The organism is Emergencia sp., assembly GCF_048465375.1.
GTDB lineage: Bacteria > Bacillota > Clostridia > Peptostreptococcales > Anaerovoracaceae > Senimuribacter.
This window is the reverse complement of the sequence record NZ_DBFWLQ010000012.1, coordinates 57937-74056: the sequence shown is the minus strand read 5'-3', so window position 1 is coordinate 74056 and position 16120 is coordinate 57937. Positions and strand designations below refer to the sequence as shown.

Annotated in this window: 12 protein-coding genes and 1 pseudogene; 1 reads left to right on the top strand and 12 read right to left on the bottom strand. The window is 44.1% G+C overall.

Features of this window, described 5'->3' with window-relative positions; translation table 11 throughout:
- From ACMQ5W_RS10595 to ACMQ5W_RS10585, 3 genes and pseudogenes are all read right to left on the bottom strand, one after another.
- Nucleotides 1-284 (bottom strand): annotated as a pseudogene (locus ACMQ5W_RS10595) (hypothetical protein); the annotation flags it as partial.
- Nucleotides 285-347: 63 nt separating this feature from the next.
- Entirely contained in the window at nucleotides 348-1520 is a 1173-nt protein-coding gene (locus ACMQ5W_RS10590; RefSeq protein ID WP_419025162.1) for a pyridoxal phosphate-dependent aminotransferase, read from the bottom strand.
- 107 nt (nucleotides 1521-1627) lie between these two features.
- Nucleotides 1628-2413, bottom strand: coding sequence for an HpcH/HpaI aldolase family protein (locus ACMQ5W_RS10585; RefSeq protein WP_419025161.1), 786 nt, complete (start codon nucleotides 2411-2413; stop codon nucleotides 1628-1630).
- A 120-nt stretch (nucleotides 2414-2533) separates the two neighbouring features.
- Between ACMQ5W_RS10585 and ACMQ5W_RS10580 the strand changes: the two genes are divergently transcribed.
- Nucleotides 2534-3451 (top strand): LysR family transcriptional regulator, encoded by a 918-nt coding sequence (locus ACMQ5W_RS10580; RefSeq protein ID WP_419025160.1) that lies wholly within the window; start codon nucleotides 2534-2536, stop codon nucleotides 3449-3451.
- A gap of 86 nt (nucleotides 3452-3537) precedes the next feature.
- Here ACMQ5W_RS10580 and ACMQ5W_RS10575 read toward each other — a convergent pair whose 3' ends face one another.
- The 9 genes from ACMQ5W_RS10575 to ACMQ5W_RS10535 all read right to left on the bottom strand — a co-directional run bounded on the left by ACMQ5W_RS10575 (nucleotide 3538) and on the right by ACMQ5W_RS10535 (nucleotide 15759).
- Nucleotides 3538-5022 carry an alanine/glycine:cation symporter family protein gene (locus ACMQ5W_RS10575; RefSeq protein WP_419025159.1) on the bottom strand — a complete coding sequence of 495 codons (1485 nt, stop codon included), beginning with the start codon at nucleotides 5020-5022 and terminating at the stop codon, nucleotides 3538-3540.
- Nucleotides 5023-5262: 240 nt separating this feature from the next.
- On the bottom strand, nucleotides 5263-6696 hold the full coding sequence (locus ACMQ5W_RS10570; protein ID WP_419025158.1) for a YfcC family protein: 1434 nt from the start codon (nucleotides 6694-6696) through the stop codon (nucleotides 5263-5265).
- Between the two features lie 2 nt (nucleotides 6697-6698).
- Nucleotides 6699-7898 carry a M20 metallopeptidase family protein gene (locus tag ACMQ5W_RS10565; RefSeq protein ID WP_419025157.1) on the bottom strand — a complete coding sequence of 400 codons (1200 nt, stop codon included), beginning with the start codon at nucleotides 7896-7898 and terminating at the stop codon, nucleotides 6699-6701.
- Nucleotides 7899-7936: 38 nt separating this feature from the next.
- On the bottom strand, nucleotides 7937-9406 hold the full coding sequence (locus tag ACMQ5W_RS10560) for an alanine/glycine:cation symporter family protein (RefSeq protein WP_419025156.1): 1470 nt from the start codon (nucleotides 9404-9406) through the stop codon (nucleotides 7937-7939).
- A gap of 16 nt (nucleotides 9407-9422) precedes the next feature.
- A complete protein-coding gene (ortB, locus tag ACMQ5W_RS10555; protein WP_419025155.1) occupies nucleotides 9423-10829 on the bottom strand; it encodes a 2-amino-4-oxopentanoate thiolase subunit OrtB in 1407 nt (468 codons plus the stop codon).
- Nucleotides 10829-11128 carry a 2-amino-4-oxopentanoate thiolase subunit OrtA gene (ortA, locus tag ACMQ5W_RS10550; protein ID WP_276519232.1) on the bottom strand — a complete coding sequence of 100 codons (300 nt, stop codon included), beginning with the start codon at nucleotides 11126-11128 and terminating at the stop codon, nucleotides 10829-10831. Before ortA ends, ortB begins: the two co-directional genes overlap by 1 nt.
- Nucleotides 11129-11210: 82 nt before the next feature.
- Nucleotides 11211-12542, bottom strand: coding sequence for an aminotransferase class III-fold pyridoxal phosphate-dependent enzyme (locus ACMQ5W_RS10545; RefSeq protein WP_419025154.1), 1332 nt, complete (start codon nucleotides 12540-12542; stop codon nucleotides 11211-11213).
- Nucleotides 12543-12557: 15 nt separating this feature from the next.
- Nucleotides 12558-13349: a glycyl-radical enzyme activating protein gene (locus ACMQ5W_RS10540; protein ID WP_419025153.1), complete on the bottom strand. Its 792-nt coding sequence runs from the start codon at nucleotides 13347-13349 to the stop codon at nucleotides 12558-12560.
- Nucleotides 13336-15759 carry a glycyl radical protein gene (locus tag ACMQ5W_RS10535; protein ID WP_419025152.1) on the bottom strand — a complete coding sequence of 808 codons (2424 nt, stop codon included), beginning with the start codon at nucleotides 15757-15759 and terminating at the stop codon, nucleotides 13336-13338. The genes ACMQ5W_RS10540 and ACMQ5W_RS10535 overlap by 14 nt, the downstream gene beginning before the upstream one ends.
- Between the last annotated feature and the right edge of the window lie 361 nt (nucleotides 15760-16120).

The following is a 16120-nucleotide window of genomic DNA, read 5'->3' as shown; positions in this document are numbered from 1 at the left end:
TGTTCCTTGTAATTGACGCCCACGCAGAGAATGTCATGAATCGGTCTGGTAATGGGAGCCAGCAGTTGTACTTCTGCCAGAGGAATACCCTTATGGTCAGCATCAGCGTCCAACGCTTCTTTAACAGCATCAAGGTCCGCATCTGAAGCACTCTCGATAAACTCTATCATGGTTTTGCCACTTGTACCAGGGAGGATTTTTGATAGATCTAATACCTTTTCCACACACACTGTCAATATACCTAAGAATAATTTTTCTCCATACCTGTATGTAAGAAATTTCATGATTATACTCTCCTTTGAAAATCTGATCCTGAATTTCAACCTTCTTTTCTTCATACCCCGGCGTTAGCAAAGTGCGGGATAATTTTTCCTCACATGATTGTCGATTCGTCTCACTGCCTCTTTCAGATTGTCATCTGAATTGGCAAATACTAAACGAATATATCCCTCCCCCATTTTTCCGAAGGCCGATCCGGGAACAACTACAACCCTCGCCCTTTCTACAAGTTCCTCTGCGAACTCCTGTGATGTTTTACCAAATGCCTTGATATTGGCAAAGGCATAGAAGCTGCCCTTTGTCTTTGGACATGTAATGCCTGGAACCTTATTAAGTCCATCAATTAGAATATCTCTTCTGCGGGTATATTCGGCAAGCATCTCTTTTATACAACGGTCGCTTTTCAGAGCCTCCACTGCCGCATATTGAGAAAAGGTGGAAACGCACGACACAATTCCTTCCTGCACCTCTGCCATTTTCTGAGAATAACCGTCTGGTACGACGATATACCCGATTCTCCATCCTGTCATTGCGTAAGATTTAGAAAAACTGTTCAGAATAATCACGTTATCTTTCATTTCTTTCAATTGTGCCATACTAAAGGGTCTCTGACCGTCAAAGACAATGCAATCGTACGGCTCATCAGAGAAAACTATAAGCTCATTTTTTTTCACTATTTGAGCAATGGACCTGATATCGCTCTCTGTAAGAACTGCCCCAGTAGGGTTGCAAGGGGAGTTGATGATTATTGCCTTTGTTTTCGCAGTGATGGTATTTTCAATATCCTCTGCCTGTACGCGGTATTCGTATTTTTCGTAGGTAGGCACTGAAACTGGGATGGCACCTACACTTTGCAATTGACCGTAATAGTTAGGGAAACAAGGATCTGTTACTAAAACTTCATCTCCGGGGTTCAAAAAACTCATGAAAGACAAGATGAGTCCCTCCAAGGCCCCTGTCGTAACAATTACATTTTCTTTTGTGTAACCATTGTCATAAATTCTATATTTGTCAGCAATTGCCTCTCTAAGCTCGGGTATTCCTGCATTTGGTGCATAGAATACCTTTCCATCATCAAGCGCCTTTTTAGCTGCCTCTTTGATATAGCCAGGTGTCTCAAAGTTTGGTTCTCCAACAGTCAGCTTGATGGCATCGTCATATTTTGCTGCAAGGTCAAACATCCTTCTGATTCCTGAAGCTGGGTAATTCGCCGCCAGCTTTGAAAAACGCAATTCGTTCATAGTACATTCTCCATTTCTTCCATTTATTTCTTTTGCTTGACAATAAAATAATCTGCATGATATATTATATTTAATCAAATGAATTTGATAGTTTTGCTATTGTTAACTTATTTTTTCCAGTTTTCTGCAAGCTGTCTCTTCATTTCATCAGCGGTCATCTTTGCATAGTCAGCATAGATTCCCACATCGGTTGAACAAGTCAGATACTGAACACCTTTTTCAATCCAATGGGGCATCAATTCCGGACGTTTTACAAAGATTCCAGTCGCCACCCCCTTCTCTCCGCATACGTGAAACACTTTGTCAAGCAGGGTAACGACTTTCGGATGTGTCATCTGCCCTGGTACACCCAGCGATTCAGACATGTCATTAGGTCCACAGAAGACCACATCGATTCCGGGAATTTCAAGGATTTCCTCTATATGCTCTGCCGCCCATGCATTCTCTACATGAATCGTAACCAGAACTTCTTCGTTAGATGTTTTCATATGCTCGTCAAAGGGAATGGTGGAATAGCCGGTTGCTGCTACATAGTTGCACATACCTCTCTCTCCCATCGGATAATATCTGGTCGCTTTTGCAATTTCTTTTATCTGTTCCAGATTGGTTAGCTGCGGTATCTGCACCCCATCAGCTCCCGCATCTAAAGCCCTCATCGCATTGACAGGATTTGTTCCCGGTACTCTCACAATTGGACTTATTCCTACAGATTTTGCCGCGCGTATCATGTTAGAAACATCCGCCATTGTATGCACGCCGTGCTCCACATCAATGATTGCGAAATCAAAGCCTGTTCTTCCAAGGATTTCCATCGATATACTGTTCATCCTGACAAAGGTGCCAATAACCGGTTCTCCCTTTTTTAGTTTTAGTTTAATTTGATTCATGTTCATAGCATTGTCTCCTTCGTTCATTATATCTTTAATTAAATATTAACCGATGTCTTAAGATGTGTAAATTCCAACATTTTCAACCTGCGTTGAAGAAAGCACAACACTAAGGAGGTACTACAAATGACATTATCCGATTATCTAATCATGGTCACCATCTCTCAGTACAGCAGTATTACAATGACGGCTGACGCCTTATATCTGACAAAGTCTGCCGTAAGCCACTCTCTGGCCAAAATTGAAAAGGAATTGGGATTACCCCTGTTTAATCGAAGTACTAAGAGTGTCAGCCTGACCACTTATGGCGAACAGCTTCTCCCCTTTGCAACTGCAGTTCTTAATGAAGATAGAAAATTCCGAGACCAGATTCACAGCCTGCAAGGATTAGAATCCGGTATAGTCAGAATCGGTACCAACAGCAGTATCTGCAGTAACTGGATTCCGGGTATTCTCAATTCCTTTCGAAAAGAATTTCCAAATATAGAATTACAAGTACGGTCTGGTGCATGTAATCAGGAAATTATTGAGTGGCTTATTAGAAATGAAATAGATATTGGAATAGGCTGTTCCGATGCCAACCCGGCGATCGACATTGAAGAAGTATATCAAGATGAAATGATATGCATTACAGATCCATATTTCAGACCGAAAAATACAAATTATGTCGTTGCTGAAGATGTAAAAAAAACACCGCTTCTCATTCAGGAATATCCGTATAATGAAGAAGTCTTAAAAGTTCTTTCAAATTTAAATATGACATCTGACACCTGTTTTACCGGTTACGACGATACTACTCTCATTGCAATGGTAGAAAGCGGTATGGGTTACTGTATACAAGGCAAATTAGTCATGAAAAGAATTACTGCCGCAGTCCAGGTATTTTCTTTTGAGCCTAAACAATATAGAAATATAGCCATTCTCTTAAAGCACGGCATTCAGCAAGCAGCGGCAACAAAAGAAATGTGCCGGTATATCAGAAATTACGCAAAAAATTTCCCAACCGCTTACGAGCTGGATCTCCTTTTCGTACCTGAAAGATGATCTCTATTTACATGGAATAATTATTGGGCATGAAAATACCGCCATTTAGGCGGTATTTTTACATATATTTTAAATAGTTTTGTAATTTATACTTTTTCGTCAACTTTTCTCTTTGCCATATATCTATCTCTGATAGGAATCCACGACTCTGTATTGGCAATATCGTCGAATTGCTCAGGATCAAAGATTGGATCTAGTCCCGCCTTTTTCTGCGCTTCGTAATCCCTCAGAAGCCTTACGACCTTCTTTGCAAGCATACAAAGGGTAATCATATTGATCCAAAGAAGAACCCCGAGACATGCATCACTGAGGTTCCACACGTCAGATGCGGTCAAAACTGTGCCATAGAACGTGAATGCCAGGTATACAATCCGCAAAATCGTATTGACATATGCAGGTTGTCTTTTCCCCGAATAGAAAAGCGCCAGATTCGTCTCTGAACCATAATACAGATTTAAAATAGTAGTATAACCAAATATAAACATTTCCACTGCAATAAACATTCCACCAATCGTTGCAAACTGCGAATTTAATGCCGCCTGCACCCACACAGGCCCTGCTTCCATATCTCCCAGGTTATTAACTAGGTATTGTCCATCTGTTCCAAGAACATTGAAGCAATTTGTCATCAGCATCATAAATCCTGTTGCAGAACAGACGAACAATGTATCGATATAGATTGAAAACGACTGGACCATTCCCTGTTTAATCGGATGAGAAACCTCGGCGCACCCTGCTGACGGAGACGCTGTAGATAGACCTGCGTCACTGGAAAATACTGCTCTTTTTGTGCCCCAGATCATCGCCGTACCCATCGCTGCACCAATAATTTGATCCTGTCCAAATGCCGATGTAAAGATAAGTTTTATAACTGATGGCAACATATTGATGTTCAAACCGATAACTATGAGCGCCATCAGAATGTATGCACCTGCCATGAATGGAACGACTTTCTCTGCGACAGAACCAATTCTTTTGACTCCGCCGATGATTACCACTGCAAGGAGTGCGATGATTACAATCCCACAAATCCATGATTTGATGCCAAAGGAAGCTTCTACTGCACTTGCCATCGCGTTGGCATGTAGTCCTGTCTGTGTTAATATCATCGTAAGGATAAAAGCCACTGCAAAGAATTTTGCTAACCTATCCATTTTCAGCCCCTTTCTGATATAGAAAGGTCCGCCGCCCCGATATTCACCATTTATCTCTTCCTTGTACAGTTGCGCAACCGTACCCTCTACAAAAGAAATACCTGCGCCAACAATCGCTACGACCCACATCCAGAACAGCGCGCCTGGCCCTCCATAACAGATTGCAGTTGCAACTCCTGCAATGTTGCCAGTTCCAACTCGTCCTGCAATTGCAAGAGCAAATGCTTGAAACGATGACAGTCCCTTTTCAGAATCTTCGCCATTAAAAAGTAATTTGACCATTTCCTTCAGATTTCTTATCTGAGTAAATCTAAGTGCTATTGAGAAAATAAGTCCCGATCCAAGAAAGCAAACGATAAGCGGCATGCCCCAGAGGTATCCGCCGATTGTAACAGCCATGTCAACTATTGATTTCATAATGTCTCCTTTACACTTTATCTCCGCATAGTTATAAATTATGTGCATGCACCTTTGCTAGTTTAAATTTAACCTATTTGCAAATAAGTGTAAATTTCTAAAAATTCAACCTATGTTTATTCAATTTCACAAAATTCAAACAGATGTGGTGAAAATCTGTACTAGCAGACTGCGCATAAAATGAGGATCTGCTATGACTCAACAGATCCTCGTTTATATCTACTTTCACGTTTGGATGCTTTAGAATGGGCCAAAGTTAGCTGCTGTTGCAATAATCAGAATGATGCAGGCAATAACCACCCAAAGCAAATATAGCGGTAAAAACCACTTAATCCACTTGCTCCAAGGTATGTTGCACATAGCCAGTGCTGCCATGAAGTAACCCGAGGTAGGGGTAATCAAATTTGTCAAAGCATCTCCATATTGGAATGCAAGCACTGCCGTCTGCCTGGTCAGACCTACTAAATCAGCAATGGGCACCATGATCGGCATCGTGACAACTGCCTGTCCCGAACCCGACGGAATGACCACGTTCAGAATATCCTGTACGATAAACATCCCTACTGCTTTGACCGAAGTTGGCATGCCTTCGACAATACCGCTTGCGTAATATGTAATCGTATCAAGGATATTACCTTGTGTCATGACGACTGAAATCGCTCTCGCTGCACCGATAATCATAGCGCTATAAAGCATGCCCTTTGCACCTGAAATAAATTCCTTGCACATTTTGTCAGGCGAAAATCCGGCTGCCACGCCACAAACGATGGCAATCAGCATATAATACGCCGTAATCTGATTAATCTCAAAAGAGAATTTGAGAATGCAGAAAATCATAGAAATCAACCCGAGCGCAAACAGGAGCACGATCAGCTTCCTCTGTGAATTAAATTCTGGTATTTCATCTTCGTTGATTTCATAAGACGAAGTCTTGTCTGTTTCGTACATACAGCTCAGCTGCGGATTGCCTTTAATCTTACGCATATATCGAAACACGAAAAGCACGCCTACACAGAAAAATAATGCAAAGCCGATGAGCCTGAGCCACATTCCTGAGTAAAGAGGAAGTTCTGCGATTGCTTGAGGAATTGCGACAGTAGATGGACTCATACAGGTGCCTGCAAAGCCAGCGCCTCCGCCAATCAGTACAATGCCTATCGCAGTCATTGAATCATATCCCATTGCAAAACAAATGGTAGCTACAAGCGGAATAAAAGGCAGAAGCAGTTCTGCTGCTCCGAGTGCGATTCCCATGACTGCCATGAGCGCCATAATTGCTAGCGCCACAATATACGACCGCTTATAATTCATCTTCTTCATCAAAGACCCCAGCAAAGCATTCAGCGCACCAGTCGCGTTGATAATGCCAAAAGAGCCACCGACAATCAGTACGAGGGCAATGATACTCCCCGCTTCAATAAAGCCTTGTGGAATCGCCGTAAACATTGCAAACAGGTTGACTGGCGTTTTATCTATCGTCGCATAGGTGCCTGCCTGCACCAGATCTCTGCCAGTACCTTCATCAAAAATTCTTTCAAAAGAGCCTGCTGGAACAATATATGTCAGAATTCCTGCTACAATTACGATAAAGATTAATAAGACCAGTGTATCCGGTAGTGAAAACTTGTGCTTCTTTTCTCCAAGCTTAGCCGGAGCATTTGATGTATCCTTCATACTTATCTTCCTTTCTTATTCAAATAATCAATCGCAAACTGCGCATAGAACCATGCTGCCTGATCAATGGCATCCTCATCAAAATTAAAACGAGAATTATGGTGAGGGTAGCATTTCAGCTTTTCTTCATAACGTCCTCCGACAAAGGCCATCATACTAGGCGTTTTTTTACAATACTCTGCGAAATCTTCTGAAGCCATGCATTTACCTAACTCTTTGTCGAGTGACGCTTCGCCCCAAAGTTCTACACAGGTCTCACACCCAATATTAGCTAATTCCGGATCGTTGTAAACAGCCGGAACTCGCGTTTCGAAAAACAGTTCACTTTTGACTCCATACAGCATCTCTATTCCCTTTACCATGCGCAGAATTTTTTCACGGAACCGTTCTGTATCCTCGTCATTAAAAGTGCGAAGTGTCCCTTCCAGATAGGCTCTCCCTGATACAATATTGTAGCATTCCCCCAATCGAACCTCTTCATTCTCTCCAGAAAAGATTCGTCCTATGGTCAGAACCACATCTGACATGGGGTTAAATTCCATGCTGACAAGGGATTGTAAGTTCATAATCAGTGATGCCAGTGGGACAATGGTATCCGTTGCCTGATGTGACGCCGAACCATGACCTCCCTTTCCTTCCAGTGATATTCGGAACTCCACAGGGCTTGCCATCTGTTCTCCACTGCCGATGTACAGCTTACCACTGTCCACATCATTCCAAATGTGAATACCCAGCAGTCCATCAAGATTATCAATTTCTCCGCTACCTACGATGGCCTTGGCACCCAGTCCCAGCTCTTCCGCAGATTGAAACAATAGCTTAACAGTACCTGCAATTTCATCTTTCCTTGCAGTCAAAATCTTTGCAGCGGACAGTAAAGCCGCTGTGTGTCCGTCATGACCGCACGCATGCATAATCCCTGGAATTTTTGATTGATAGGCAACTCCCGATTCCTCCTGGACAGGAAGGGCATCAATATCTGCTCTAAGGCCGATGATTTTTCCATCCCTCTTCCCTTGGATCGTAGAGATGACATTGGTATCACCTACCCTTTCATGTTCGATTCCAAGAAGATCCAGTTCCGCTTCTATCCTTTTTGCCGTTTCGAATTCCTGGCCTCCCAGCTCCGGATTTTGGTGAAAATGCCTTCTCATGGAAACACCATATTCTTTGATTTCTTTTTTTAATTCACTATCTAGCATTCGTATCAGCCTCATTTCTCAATATATCTATTAATTAGTTAATTTTTTAATTCACCAGTCTTATATTTGTCACGGATGGTTCTCCAAATGCTTATATCGAAATCAAATCCTCTAACGCCTTCAAACTTGTCAGGATCAAAGACCGGATCAAGCCCCTGCCTTTTCTGCTCTTCAAAATCCTTTAGCAGCTTAATCGCCACTCCTGCGCTTGCCAATAAGAAGATATAATTGATCCACGTTGCTGATCCCAGCAATACATCGCCTAATGCCCACGAAGCATCTAACGACATTGTAGCGCCAAATATCACGCCGCCGATAAAGCACATGTGTACCAGATATTCTGCCCATTTAGGAAAATTCTTCTTCTGAAAAAAGTACATCACCGCAGAAACCGTACTATAATTGTGGTTCATAATCGACGTAAAACCGAAGAAGAAAATTGCAATGGCGATAAATTGTGAACCCCATGGCATGACGGTTTCCATCGCTCTGGCAACCCAGACCGGTCCCGCTTCAATGGCTTCGCCCAGTCCCATATAGAGCATATTTCCACTTCCGTCCTGTACATTGTAGCATCCCGAAACGACCAGCATCAGCCCCGTCGCAGTACATACGAACAGCGTGTCAATATAGATTGAAAATGTCTGCACGAGCCCCTGCTTTGCTGGGTGGGACACTTCTGCTGACGCAGCGGAAGGCGTTGCTGTCGTAAGTCCTGTCTCTGACGAAAAAAGTGCTCTTTTCGTTCCCCAAATCATTGCGCTGCCCATGGCTGCGCCAATCATCTGATCCTTTCCAAAGGCTCCTTTTACGATTGCTGCAAAAGCATCAGGAACTTCCGTTATATGTGCAAAGATGATCACCAGCGCAACGCCAATGTATCCGACGGCCATAACAGGAACTACCAACTCTGCAACTCGACCGATCCTCTTTGCGCCGCCAAATATAACCGCAGCTAAAATAACTGCAATTGCGATACCGACTGCTAACTTAGGCGTGCCAAAGGCGTTAGATACAGCTACGGCAATATTATTCGAATGCAGACTGGATTGGGTAAATGGCATTGTTATGGCAAATAACACCGCTGTAAATGCTCCGAGAAACTTAAACCGATCCCCAATATAGTACATCCATCCTCCGCGATACTCACCATTGATGACTTTTTTATGAAGCTGCGAAAGGCTGCATTCTACGAAGGTTGTAATGGATCCGATAATTGCGATGACCCACATCCAAAAGATAGATCCCGGGCCTCCCATGCATACTGCAGTCGCTACTCCGGCAATATTGCCCACGCCGACTCGTCCTGCAATCGCAAGGGTGAAAGCCTGAAATGAAGAAAGTCCATGCTCGGATTTTTTGCCACTGAATAAGAGCTTAATCATCGTCGGAATCATTCTGATCTGTGTGCATTTCATGGCAAGGGTGAATAATAAACCTGTCCCTAACAAGAGTACAATCTGTGGCATTGACCATATATAGCCATTTAAGGTATTTAGTATATCCATTTTTCTTGCCTTTCATCTACTGTAGTTTTAACGTATCCCTTACATACTCTGTATCCGTTTTCGTTTCTTCCGCCAGAAATTCGATATCCTCCGCTGTCATCTTATCCGCGGAAACTTTCTTTGCAGCTTTTTGAATGAGAGACTTTCGCATACGATCAAGATCTGCATCTTTATGTCTTACGAGACCTGCGTTTTCCGGTAAAATCAGATTTGTACCCGGAATATCTTCTTTCGGACTTCCGAAACGGATGTCGATGCCGTTCTCTCTGGCAAAGGTCAGCTGCGGTTGGATATGCTTTCCTGCACCCGTATACTCAGTTTCAGAAACCACTACAATTGCATCTTCCGGAAGTTCCTGAGCCAAAGAAAATGCCGCTGCCAGCGATGTATTTCCTGCGGGCCCTCTTTCAAGGCCTTCAAGTTGCGCCAGCATTTCGGTTATAAACATGACTTCTCCCTGTGTTGTCGTCACATACCTGTCCATATATCTCAGCGGGCGGGCCGCGCTTCTCGGTGTATCGGAGATATCAGGGTTAGATGCGTGAGGCACGCCGAATCCCGTATGACCTGTTGTACAGGACTTTCGGTTAAATGCCTTGTCAGACGCCATGTGCAGTCCGGTTAAATCAATGGAAGCCGCAACAATTTCTGTATCATTTGCCCCTGCTTTCAGCAGTCCTCTCGCAGTACCGGTGACCATACCTCCGCCTGCCTGTGTGCAGACCACCATGTCCGGGTCTTTTCCCAATTTTTCACGACACTGCAATGCAATTTCATATCCCAGAGTTTCAACGCCTCCGATGCCAAAAGGAGAGTATAAAGACGCATTGAAGTATCCGGTGTCTTCGAGGATGTCTAGGAAGGAATAGAAAAGTTCCGGACCTACCGTCAGCTGTACGACTTCCGCGCCCAGCGCCTCACACTTTCTCGCTTTTTCAATGATTTCAGGTTGACCAATGCCGTTGGAATCATAGCACTCCTGAACGACAATACATTTCATTCCCTGCATCGCAGCTTGGGATGCAACTGCTGCACCGTAATTTCCGGAAGTTGCCGCCATAACGCCCTCATATCCCAGCTTCTTCGCATGATGCACCGCCAAAGCTGCTCTCCTCGCCTTAAAGCTCCCGGAAGCATTGCACATCTCATCTTTCACAAATATCCTCGCTCCCATCCCCGGCGCCGCATATTTTCTGGAAAGCTTTGTGATATTTCTCAGTTCGATCAGTGGGGTATTTCCAACCGCAGTTTCCGCTTCGATTTCAATGCATTCTTGAATCGTGTATCCCGTATCCTTCATCAGCCCCTCATAATCGAAGGCAATGCTTCCCGATTCGTACTTATCAAAATCCATTCCAAGGGCTTTCTTTTGAATCTCGTTAGATCTTGCCATAACGGAATCATAATCTTTAGGCAACCGCATTATGCAATCCCTCCCATCTCTTCTCTCAGTTTTTTATCAATTTCAATGATTTCAGGCACAAATTTCCCATAGCTGTGAGTATAGTACGGCTCAACCTCGATGAGGCGGCCGTGCTCCGTTCTCCCCACCGCCGTCCGGATCCGTACATCGTCGCCAATTTCTGCGTCATCCAATAGTTCTCCCTTCGTCCACATCTCAAGATCGCAATGCTTTGTGTCCTCCGGCAGCTTCGCAGTTCTTTCTTCTGCCCGAAGAACTACCCTGTGAATTCTGACCCATTCTCCTTTTTTTGCCATCATGCTCTCCTTTCTCATTTAACAATTGCTATTACTTTCACTACTGTTTTATATACACTCAGAAAAAAACTGCCTGTTTCTTTCCTTACAGCCCTCTTACCTGGTCCACTGCTGAATCCGGGATCAGACCATTCTCTACGTCCGTAATCGATGCTTCCACAATATCCAAGGCATCTTTTGCTTCCTCCATCGTCATCGTCAATGGTGGTTCTACTCTCAATACACACCCGCTGAAAAATGCAAGGATCACGCCTTTTTCCCAGCATCTGTAACAAATTTTTGCTGTCGTCTGCACATCTCGTTCCTTTGATTCACGGTTCTTTACAATGTCCACACCGATCATCAGGCCGGAACCCCTGACATCGCCGATACATTCATGACGTGTCATCATATCTTTGAATCGTTCCATCATATAATTGCCGACTGTCACTGCATTCTCCAGCAGATGTTCCGCTTCGATCACCTCTATGGATGCCGTTGCTGCCGCGCAGGAAACCGGGTTTCCCGCAGTGTTGAAAAAGTGTACAGGGGTATGCCATGCTTCCATAATTTCTTTTCGTCCAACAATGGCGCTGAGGGGCATTCCCGCTGCGATTGCCTTTCCTAAGACAATGATATCCGGGTCTATGTGAAAAAGCTCTGACGCAAACATTGCTCCTGTTCTCCCGAATCCCGTATGTACTTCATCTGCAATGAGGAGAATTCCATTTTCTCTGCAGATCTTTTCTACTTCTATGTAAAAAGCCTGTTCCGGAATCAGAATTCCGGCATCACCCTGTATCGGCTCATAGATGACCGCTGCGATGCTCTCCGCCGGCACGATCATGGTAATCAATTCCCTGAAACTCTCCAGGCATTCTTCCGTTCTTTTGCCGCGATAGCTATCTGGAAAAGGAATAAAATGCACATCAGGAACCAAGGAGCCCATTCCCTTCCTCATGTCAGAACCATATCCTGATACGCTAAGGGAACCAATTGTGGTTCCATGATAGGAATGGTAGAACGAAACGATATGATTTCTGCCAGTATAGGACTTTGCTGCTTTTATTGCTCCGTCAACCGAGGCCGATCCAGAAAGTGCAAAGGCAACACGTTTTTCAAAATCTCCCGGAGTAATCTCCACCAGCTTCTCCGCTAATTTCGTGTGTGGCACATGATACATGTACGCTGGTGTATAATGAATAAACCTGTCTACTTGCTCGTGAACTGCTTCTAATACCTTTTCATGATTATGGCCCACGTTAATGACGGCCGCGCTTGCCAGCAAGTCAATAAATTCGTTCCCTTCCACATCCCAGACGTGTGAACCTTTTGCCCGGTCTACAACTAACGGATAGTATGGAACCCTCGTCGTATAAGAAAGCAGTCTATCTTCCTTTTCAATAATCGTTCTTGTCTTCTCAGTAATTTCCGTCATTTCCTTCTCTCCCTGCTAATTTACAATGAGTTTTATTCCCTTTGGTGCATCCAGCGCACTTACGATTTTACTTAAATCTGCTGTATTCACTTGACTAATTCCCTTCCATGGATATTCGCGGTGCAGCCTCTGATACTTTGATTCTCCCAAACGGTGGTAAGGCAGAAATTCTATTGAAGATACCCCTACTGACGAAGCATAGTTAACAATCGCCTGAAGATCATCTTTGTTGTCGTTATAGTCAGGTATCACAGGAACCCTCACGATAACCGCCTTTCCTTTTGCTAGGAGTTTCTCCAAGTTTTCATGGATGCGCAGTGGTGAGACTCCCGTATGTGCTTTATGCTTTTCCTCATCCATACCCTTGATATCAAATAGAATCAGATCACACTGTTCGAATACCGGCCATACGATATCGAACTTTGCATATCCGCAGGTCATCAGCGTCGTATGAATACCTTCTTCTTTTGCTGCCCATAGAAGTCCTTCAGAAAACGCCGGCTGCAGCAGAGCCTCCCCTCCTGATAAAGTCAGACCGCCATTTGAACCGTCATAGAAGGGCTTATCTCGATGCACCACATCCAGCACCTCACACACGGTCATTTCCCTGCCAACGGTGACTGCTTTTCCTGTCCTGGCATCCAGCATCTCTTCCAGTTCGATTCTTTGTGTCTCTGGATTAGAGCACCATCCGCATCGCAGAGGACATCCCTTCAAGAACACGGTGGTTCTGATCCCCGGTCCATCCTGTATGCTGTATCGCTGGATATCGGTGACAATTCCTCGTCTTTCCCTAAATTCTGTCATGCTCAGTCCTCGCGATAATATCGTTCTGTAGTTCCTGCGCCAGCTCTACAAAACGTGCGCTGTATCCTGCAACTCTTATAATCAGATCCTGATATTTCTCCGGCGTTTTCTGTGCCTGCTGGAGAGTTCTGCCGTCAACAACGTTAAACTGAATTTCCTGCCCCTCCATTGTATTGAAATAGACGGACACCATATCCATCAGCTTCTTTTTTGCTTCTGCGCTTTGAAACGCTGTCTTTGTAAACTTCAGATTCAAAACGTTCCCTTGACTGAAGTGACTCTGATCAATTTTTCCCGCTGAAAGGAGGACTTGTGTCGGCGCACCGTTTTCACCTTCGTTCGCAGGAGAAAAGGAATCAGAAATTGGCATCGTTGCTTTTCTTCCGTCTGCAGTAGCCCCGGTCTTCCATCCCATTGGCACGGTTCCGCCCAGGGTTACGGTAAAGGATGAATAGTTTCTGTCGTCAATATCTTTATGGCTCTCAATGATGGCAAAGAAAGCGTCCGTCATCTTCTTCATCATCGCATCTGCGAACTCATCATCGTTTCCATACTTCGGCGCTGCCAACAGTTCTTCCTGAATTTTCTCCGCCTCATCGCCCTCAAAATTTGTATTGAGAGCATCGTTGACCGCTTCCATGCAGAATTGTCCTTTGTCAAAGACCTTCTCTTTTATTGCGGCGAGTGCATTAGATGCAGTTGCAATCCCTCCCAACAAAATCGGCGTACTTCCCCATCTGGAACCGCCCCAGGTAATATCTCTGCCCTTCTCGATACAGCCGTCAACCAGGGATGAAAGGAAAAGATGCGGGGTATTTTCTCTCTGCACATAATCCACAATCAGATTGTTCACGACTTGATGATGAATGATGAATTCCATCTGTCTTTCTGCTGCTGCAAAAAGGTCGTCAAAAGTCTGAAACTTGGCAGGATTTCCGGTCTTCGGACCAAGCTGCTTTCCGGTAAGCCGGTCCACACCATCATTCATGGCCAAATCCACCACTCTTGCCAGATTCAGAAAGCCTCCATTGACTCTTGCCTGAAAGCCTTCTGGCGCCAGCTCTATACAGCCGACAATGGCGTAGTTGCGCATGTTTTCAACAGGCATATCTGGAAAGAAGCGCTTCATAGATGCAATGCAGCCGCGGTCTCCAAAGAGGGCCGGCATACCTGTTCCGTATGCAATGACGTCTGCCGCTCTTAACTTAAAATCCTCTGGTGTATCATCGTGATATCTCACCGTGAACTGCGGCTGCTGCAGTCTGATATGCTCCTGACATGTCAACATGATATAGCTGAGTTCATTTGTCGCATCCCTGCCTTCTCTGGTAACGCCTCCCGCAGTAACGTTCTGTGTCATCGGAAATCCAGGATGAATGTGTACAGATTCTGTGTCCTGCACTTTTACAATCTCGTTAAACTTCAGCCAGATGCAGTCGAACAGCTCCTGAATCTGTGAAACCGTATAGGTACCATCTTCCATGGCCTTCTGATAAAATGGATATAGATACTGATCCATTCTGCCCGGCGATACAGAATCCCCACTAGTTTCAAGCTGCAGCACAATCTGCATGAATTCTACTACCTGCAGCGCTTCCCATATATCTCTGGCTGGATTTTCAGGAACCCAACTGCAGACATCTGCGATTTTGAATAGTTCAGCCTTTCTCTTTGGATCACTTTCTATTTTTGCCATAGACAAGGCTTTATCACTGTATCTTTTTGCATAATTCGTAATCGCATCAAAGCAGATCAACAGCCCATCGTAAAACAGCTTTTTGTCAAAGTCCGTACTCCTGGTTAAATCCAGAGCGGCATACTTTGCTTTCACTTCTGCCCTCAAACCTTTCAGTCCAATTTTAATAATCTTCTCAGCTTGGTATGCAGTATGACCATAGCCGTTTCTTTCAAAAAGATCCCGGCTGAAAACATATGCATCGCGTACTTTTTTCGTATCCTCTGGCAACAATTTTCTGTACTTCTGAAAAATCGACTTGTTCTCCCAGTATGGGAAAATAGATCTGATATCCTCTTTAACTTGTTCCGGAACTTCAAAGGTATCTTGCTCTCTCGTTTCTAAAAGGTTATCCAGTTCGTCTTTCATCCACTCTATTGAGAACTCAGGAAATACTGGAGCGGACCGTCTCCCGTTGGTTCCAAGTGTTCCCACGAGCAGTTCGCCATCCCAAATCCGCAGCGTCATCTCGTCAAGTATCCGGTATAGGGCACGGGCCCTTCTCTCAATAAAGTGCATTCCCTCAGTCTCCTGATAGCACTTCGTTACAATCAGCGCCCTTTCACTGCAGAGAATCGGTTTTGCATCCAGGACTGCCTGTCTAAGCTGCCTAACTCTGTCCGTGACTGGCACTGTTCTGACTTCTTCGCATCTTTTATTTAAATCCTTATTCATATGCATTGATATCCTCCATCTTGCAATTATTGATATCTTATTTAAGAGCAATATCTATGCCAAAGTCTTTAAACTCCCAATTCTGCTAAGAACATCAGCATTACACCCAGGCATGAATCCCAAAGTTTCAACAATAGCTCTCATCTGAACAATTCTCCTCATAGGAACTAGCCACCTTGTCTAGCTAAAACATTTCGTCCATATTTTTGGACAGTGGTGTCAATGTTCAATATTTTCACCGCCGCAAAAGTTGATGAATCGTTCCAAAATAGAAGTGTTCTATTTTTTTGGACGAAATTCAATTCTTTTCCAATATTTTGGACAGAATGGAGACTTGTACTTTTTCTATTTTTGTGTTTAA

What these genes read in the sequence shown, in the direction of transcription:
- ortB (WP_419025155.1), bottom strand. Translation starts at nt 10,829, where the DNA reads ATGCGGTTGCCTAAAGATTATGATTCCGTTATGGCAAGATCTAACGAG.
- ACMQ5W_RS10590 (WP_419025162.1), bottom strand. Translation starts at nt 1,520, where the DNA reads ATGAACGAATTGCGTTTTTCAAAGCTGGCGGCGAATTACCCAGCTTCA.
- ACMQ5W_RS10540 (WP_419025153.1), bottom strand. Translation starts at nt 13,349, where the DNA reads ATGACAGAATTTAGGGAAAGACGAGGAATTGTCACCGATATCCAGCGA.
- ACMQ5W_RS10580 (WP_419025160.1), top strand. Translation starts at nt 2,534, where the DNA reads ATGACATTATCCGATTATCTAATCATGGTCACCATCTCTCAGTACAGC.
- ACMQ5W_RS10535 (WP_419025152.1), bottom strand. Translation starts at nt 15,759, where the DNA reads ATGAATAAGGATTTAAATAAAAGATGCGAAGAAGTCAGAACAGTGCCA.
- ACMQ5W_RS10545 (WP_419025154.1), bottom strand. Translation starts at nt 12,542, where the DNA reads ATGACGGAAATTACTGAGAAGACAAGAACGATTATTGAAAAGGAAGAT.
- ACMQ5W_RS10575 (WP_419025159.1), bottom strand. Translation starts at nt 5,022, where the DNA reads ATGAAATCAATAGTTGACATGGCTGTTACAATCGGCGGATACCTCTGG.
- ACMQ5W_RS10570 (WP_419025158.1), bottom strand. Translation starts at nt 6,696, where the DNA reads ATGAAGGATACATCAAATGCTCCGGCTAAGCTTGGAGAAAAGAAGCAC.
- ACMQ5W_RS10565 (WP_419025157.1), bottom strand. Translation starts at nt 7,898, where the DNA reads ATGCTAGATAGTGAATTAAAAAAAGAAATCAAAGAATATGGTGTTTCC.
- ACMQ5W_RS10585 (WP_419025161.1), bottom strand. Translation starts at nt 2,413, where the DNA reads ATGAACATGAATCAAATTAAACTAAAACTAAAAAAGGGAGAACCGGTT.
- ortA (WP_276519232.1), bottom strand. Translation starts at nt 11,128, where the DNA reads ATGATGGCAAAAAAAGGAGAATGGGTCAGAATTCACAGGGTAGTTCTT.
- ACMQ5W_RS10560 (WP_419025156.1), bottom strand. Translation starts at nt 9,406, where the DNA reads ATGGATATACTAAATACCTTAAATGGCTATATATGGTCAATGCCACAG.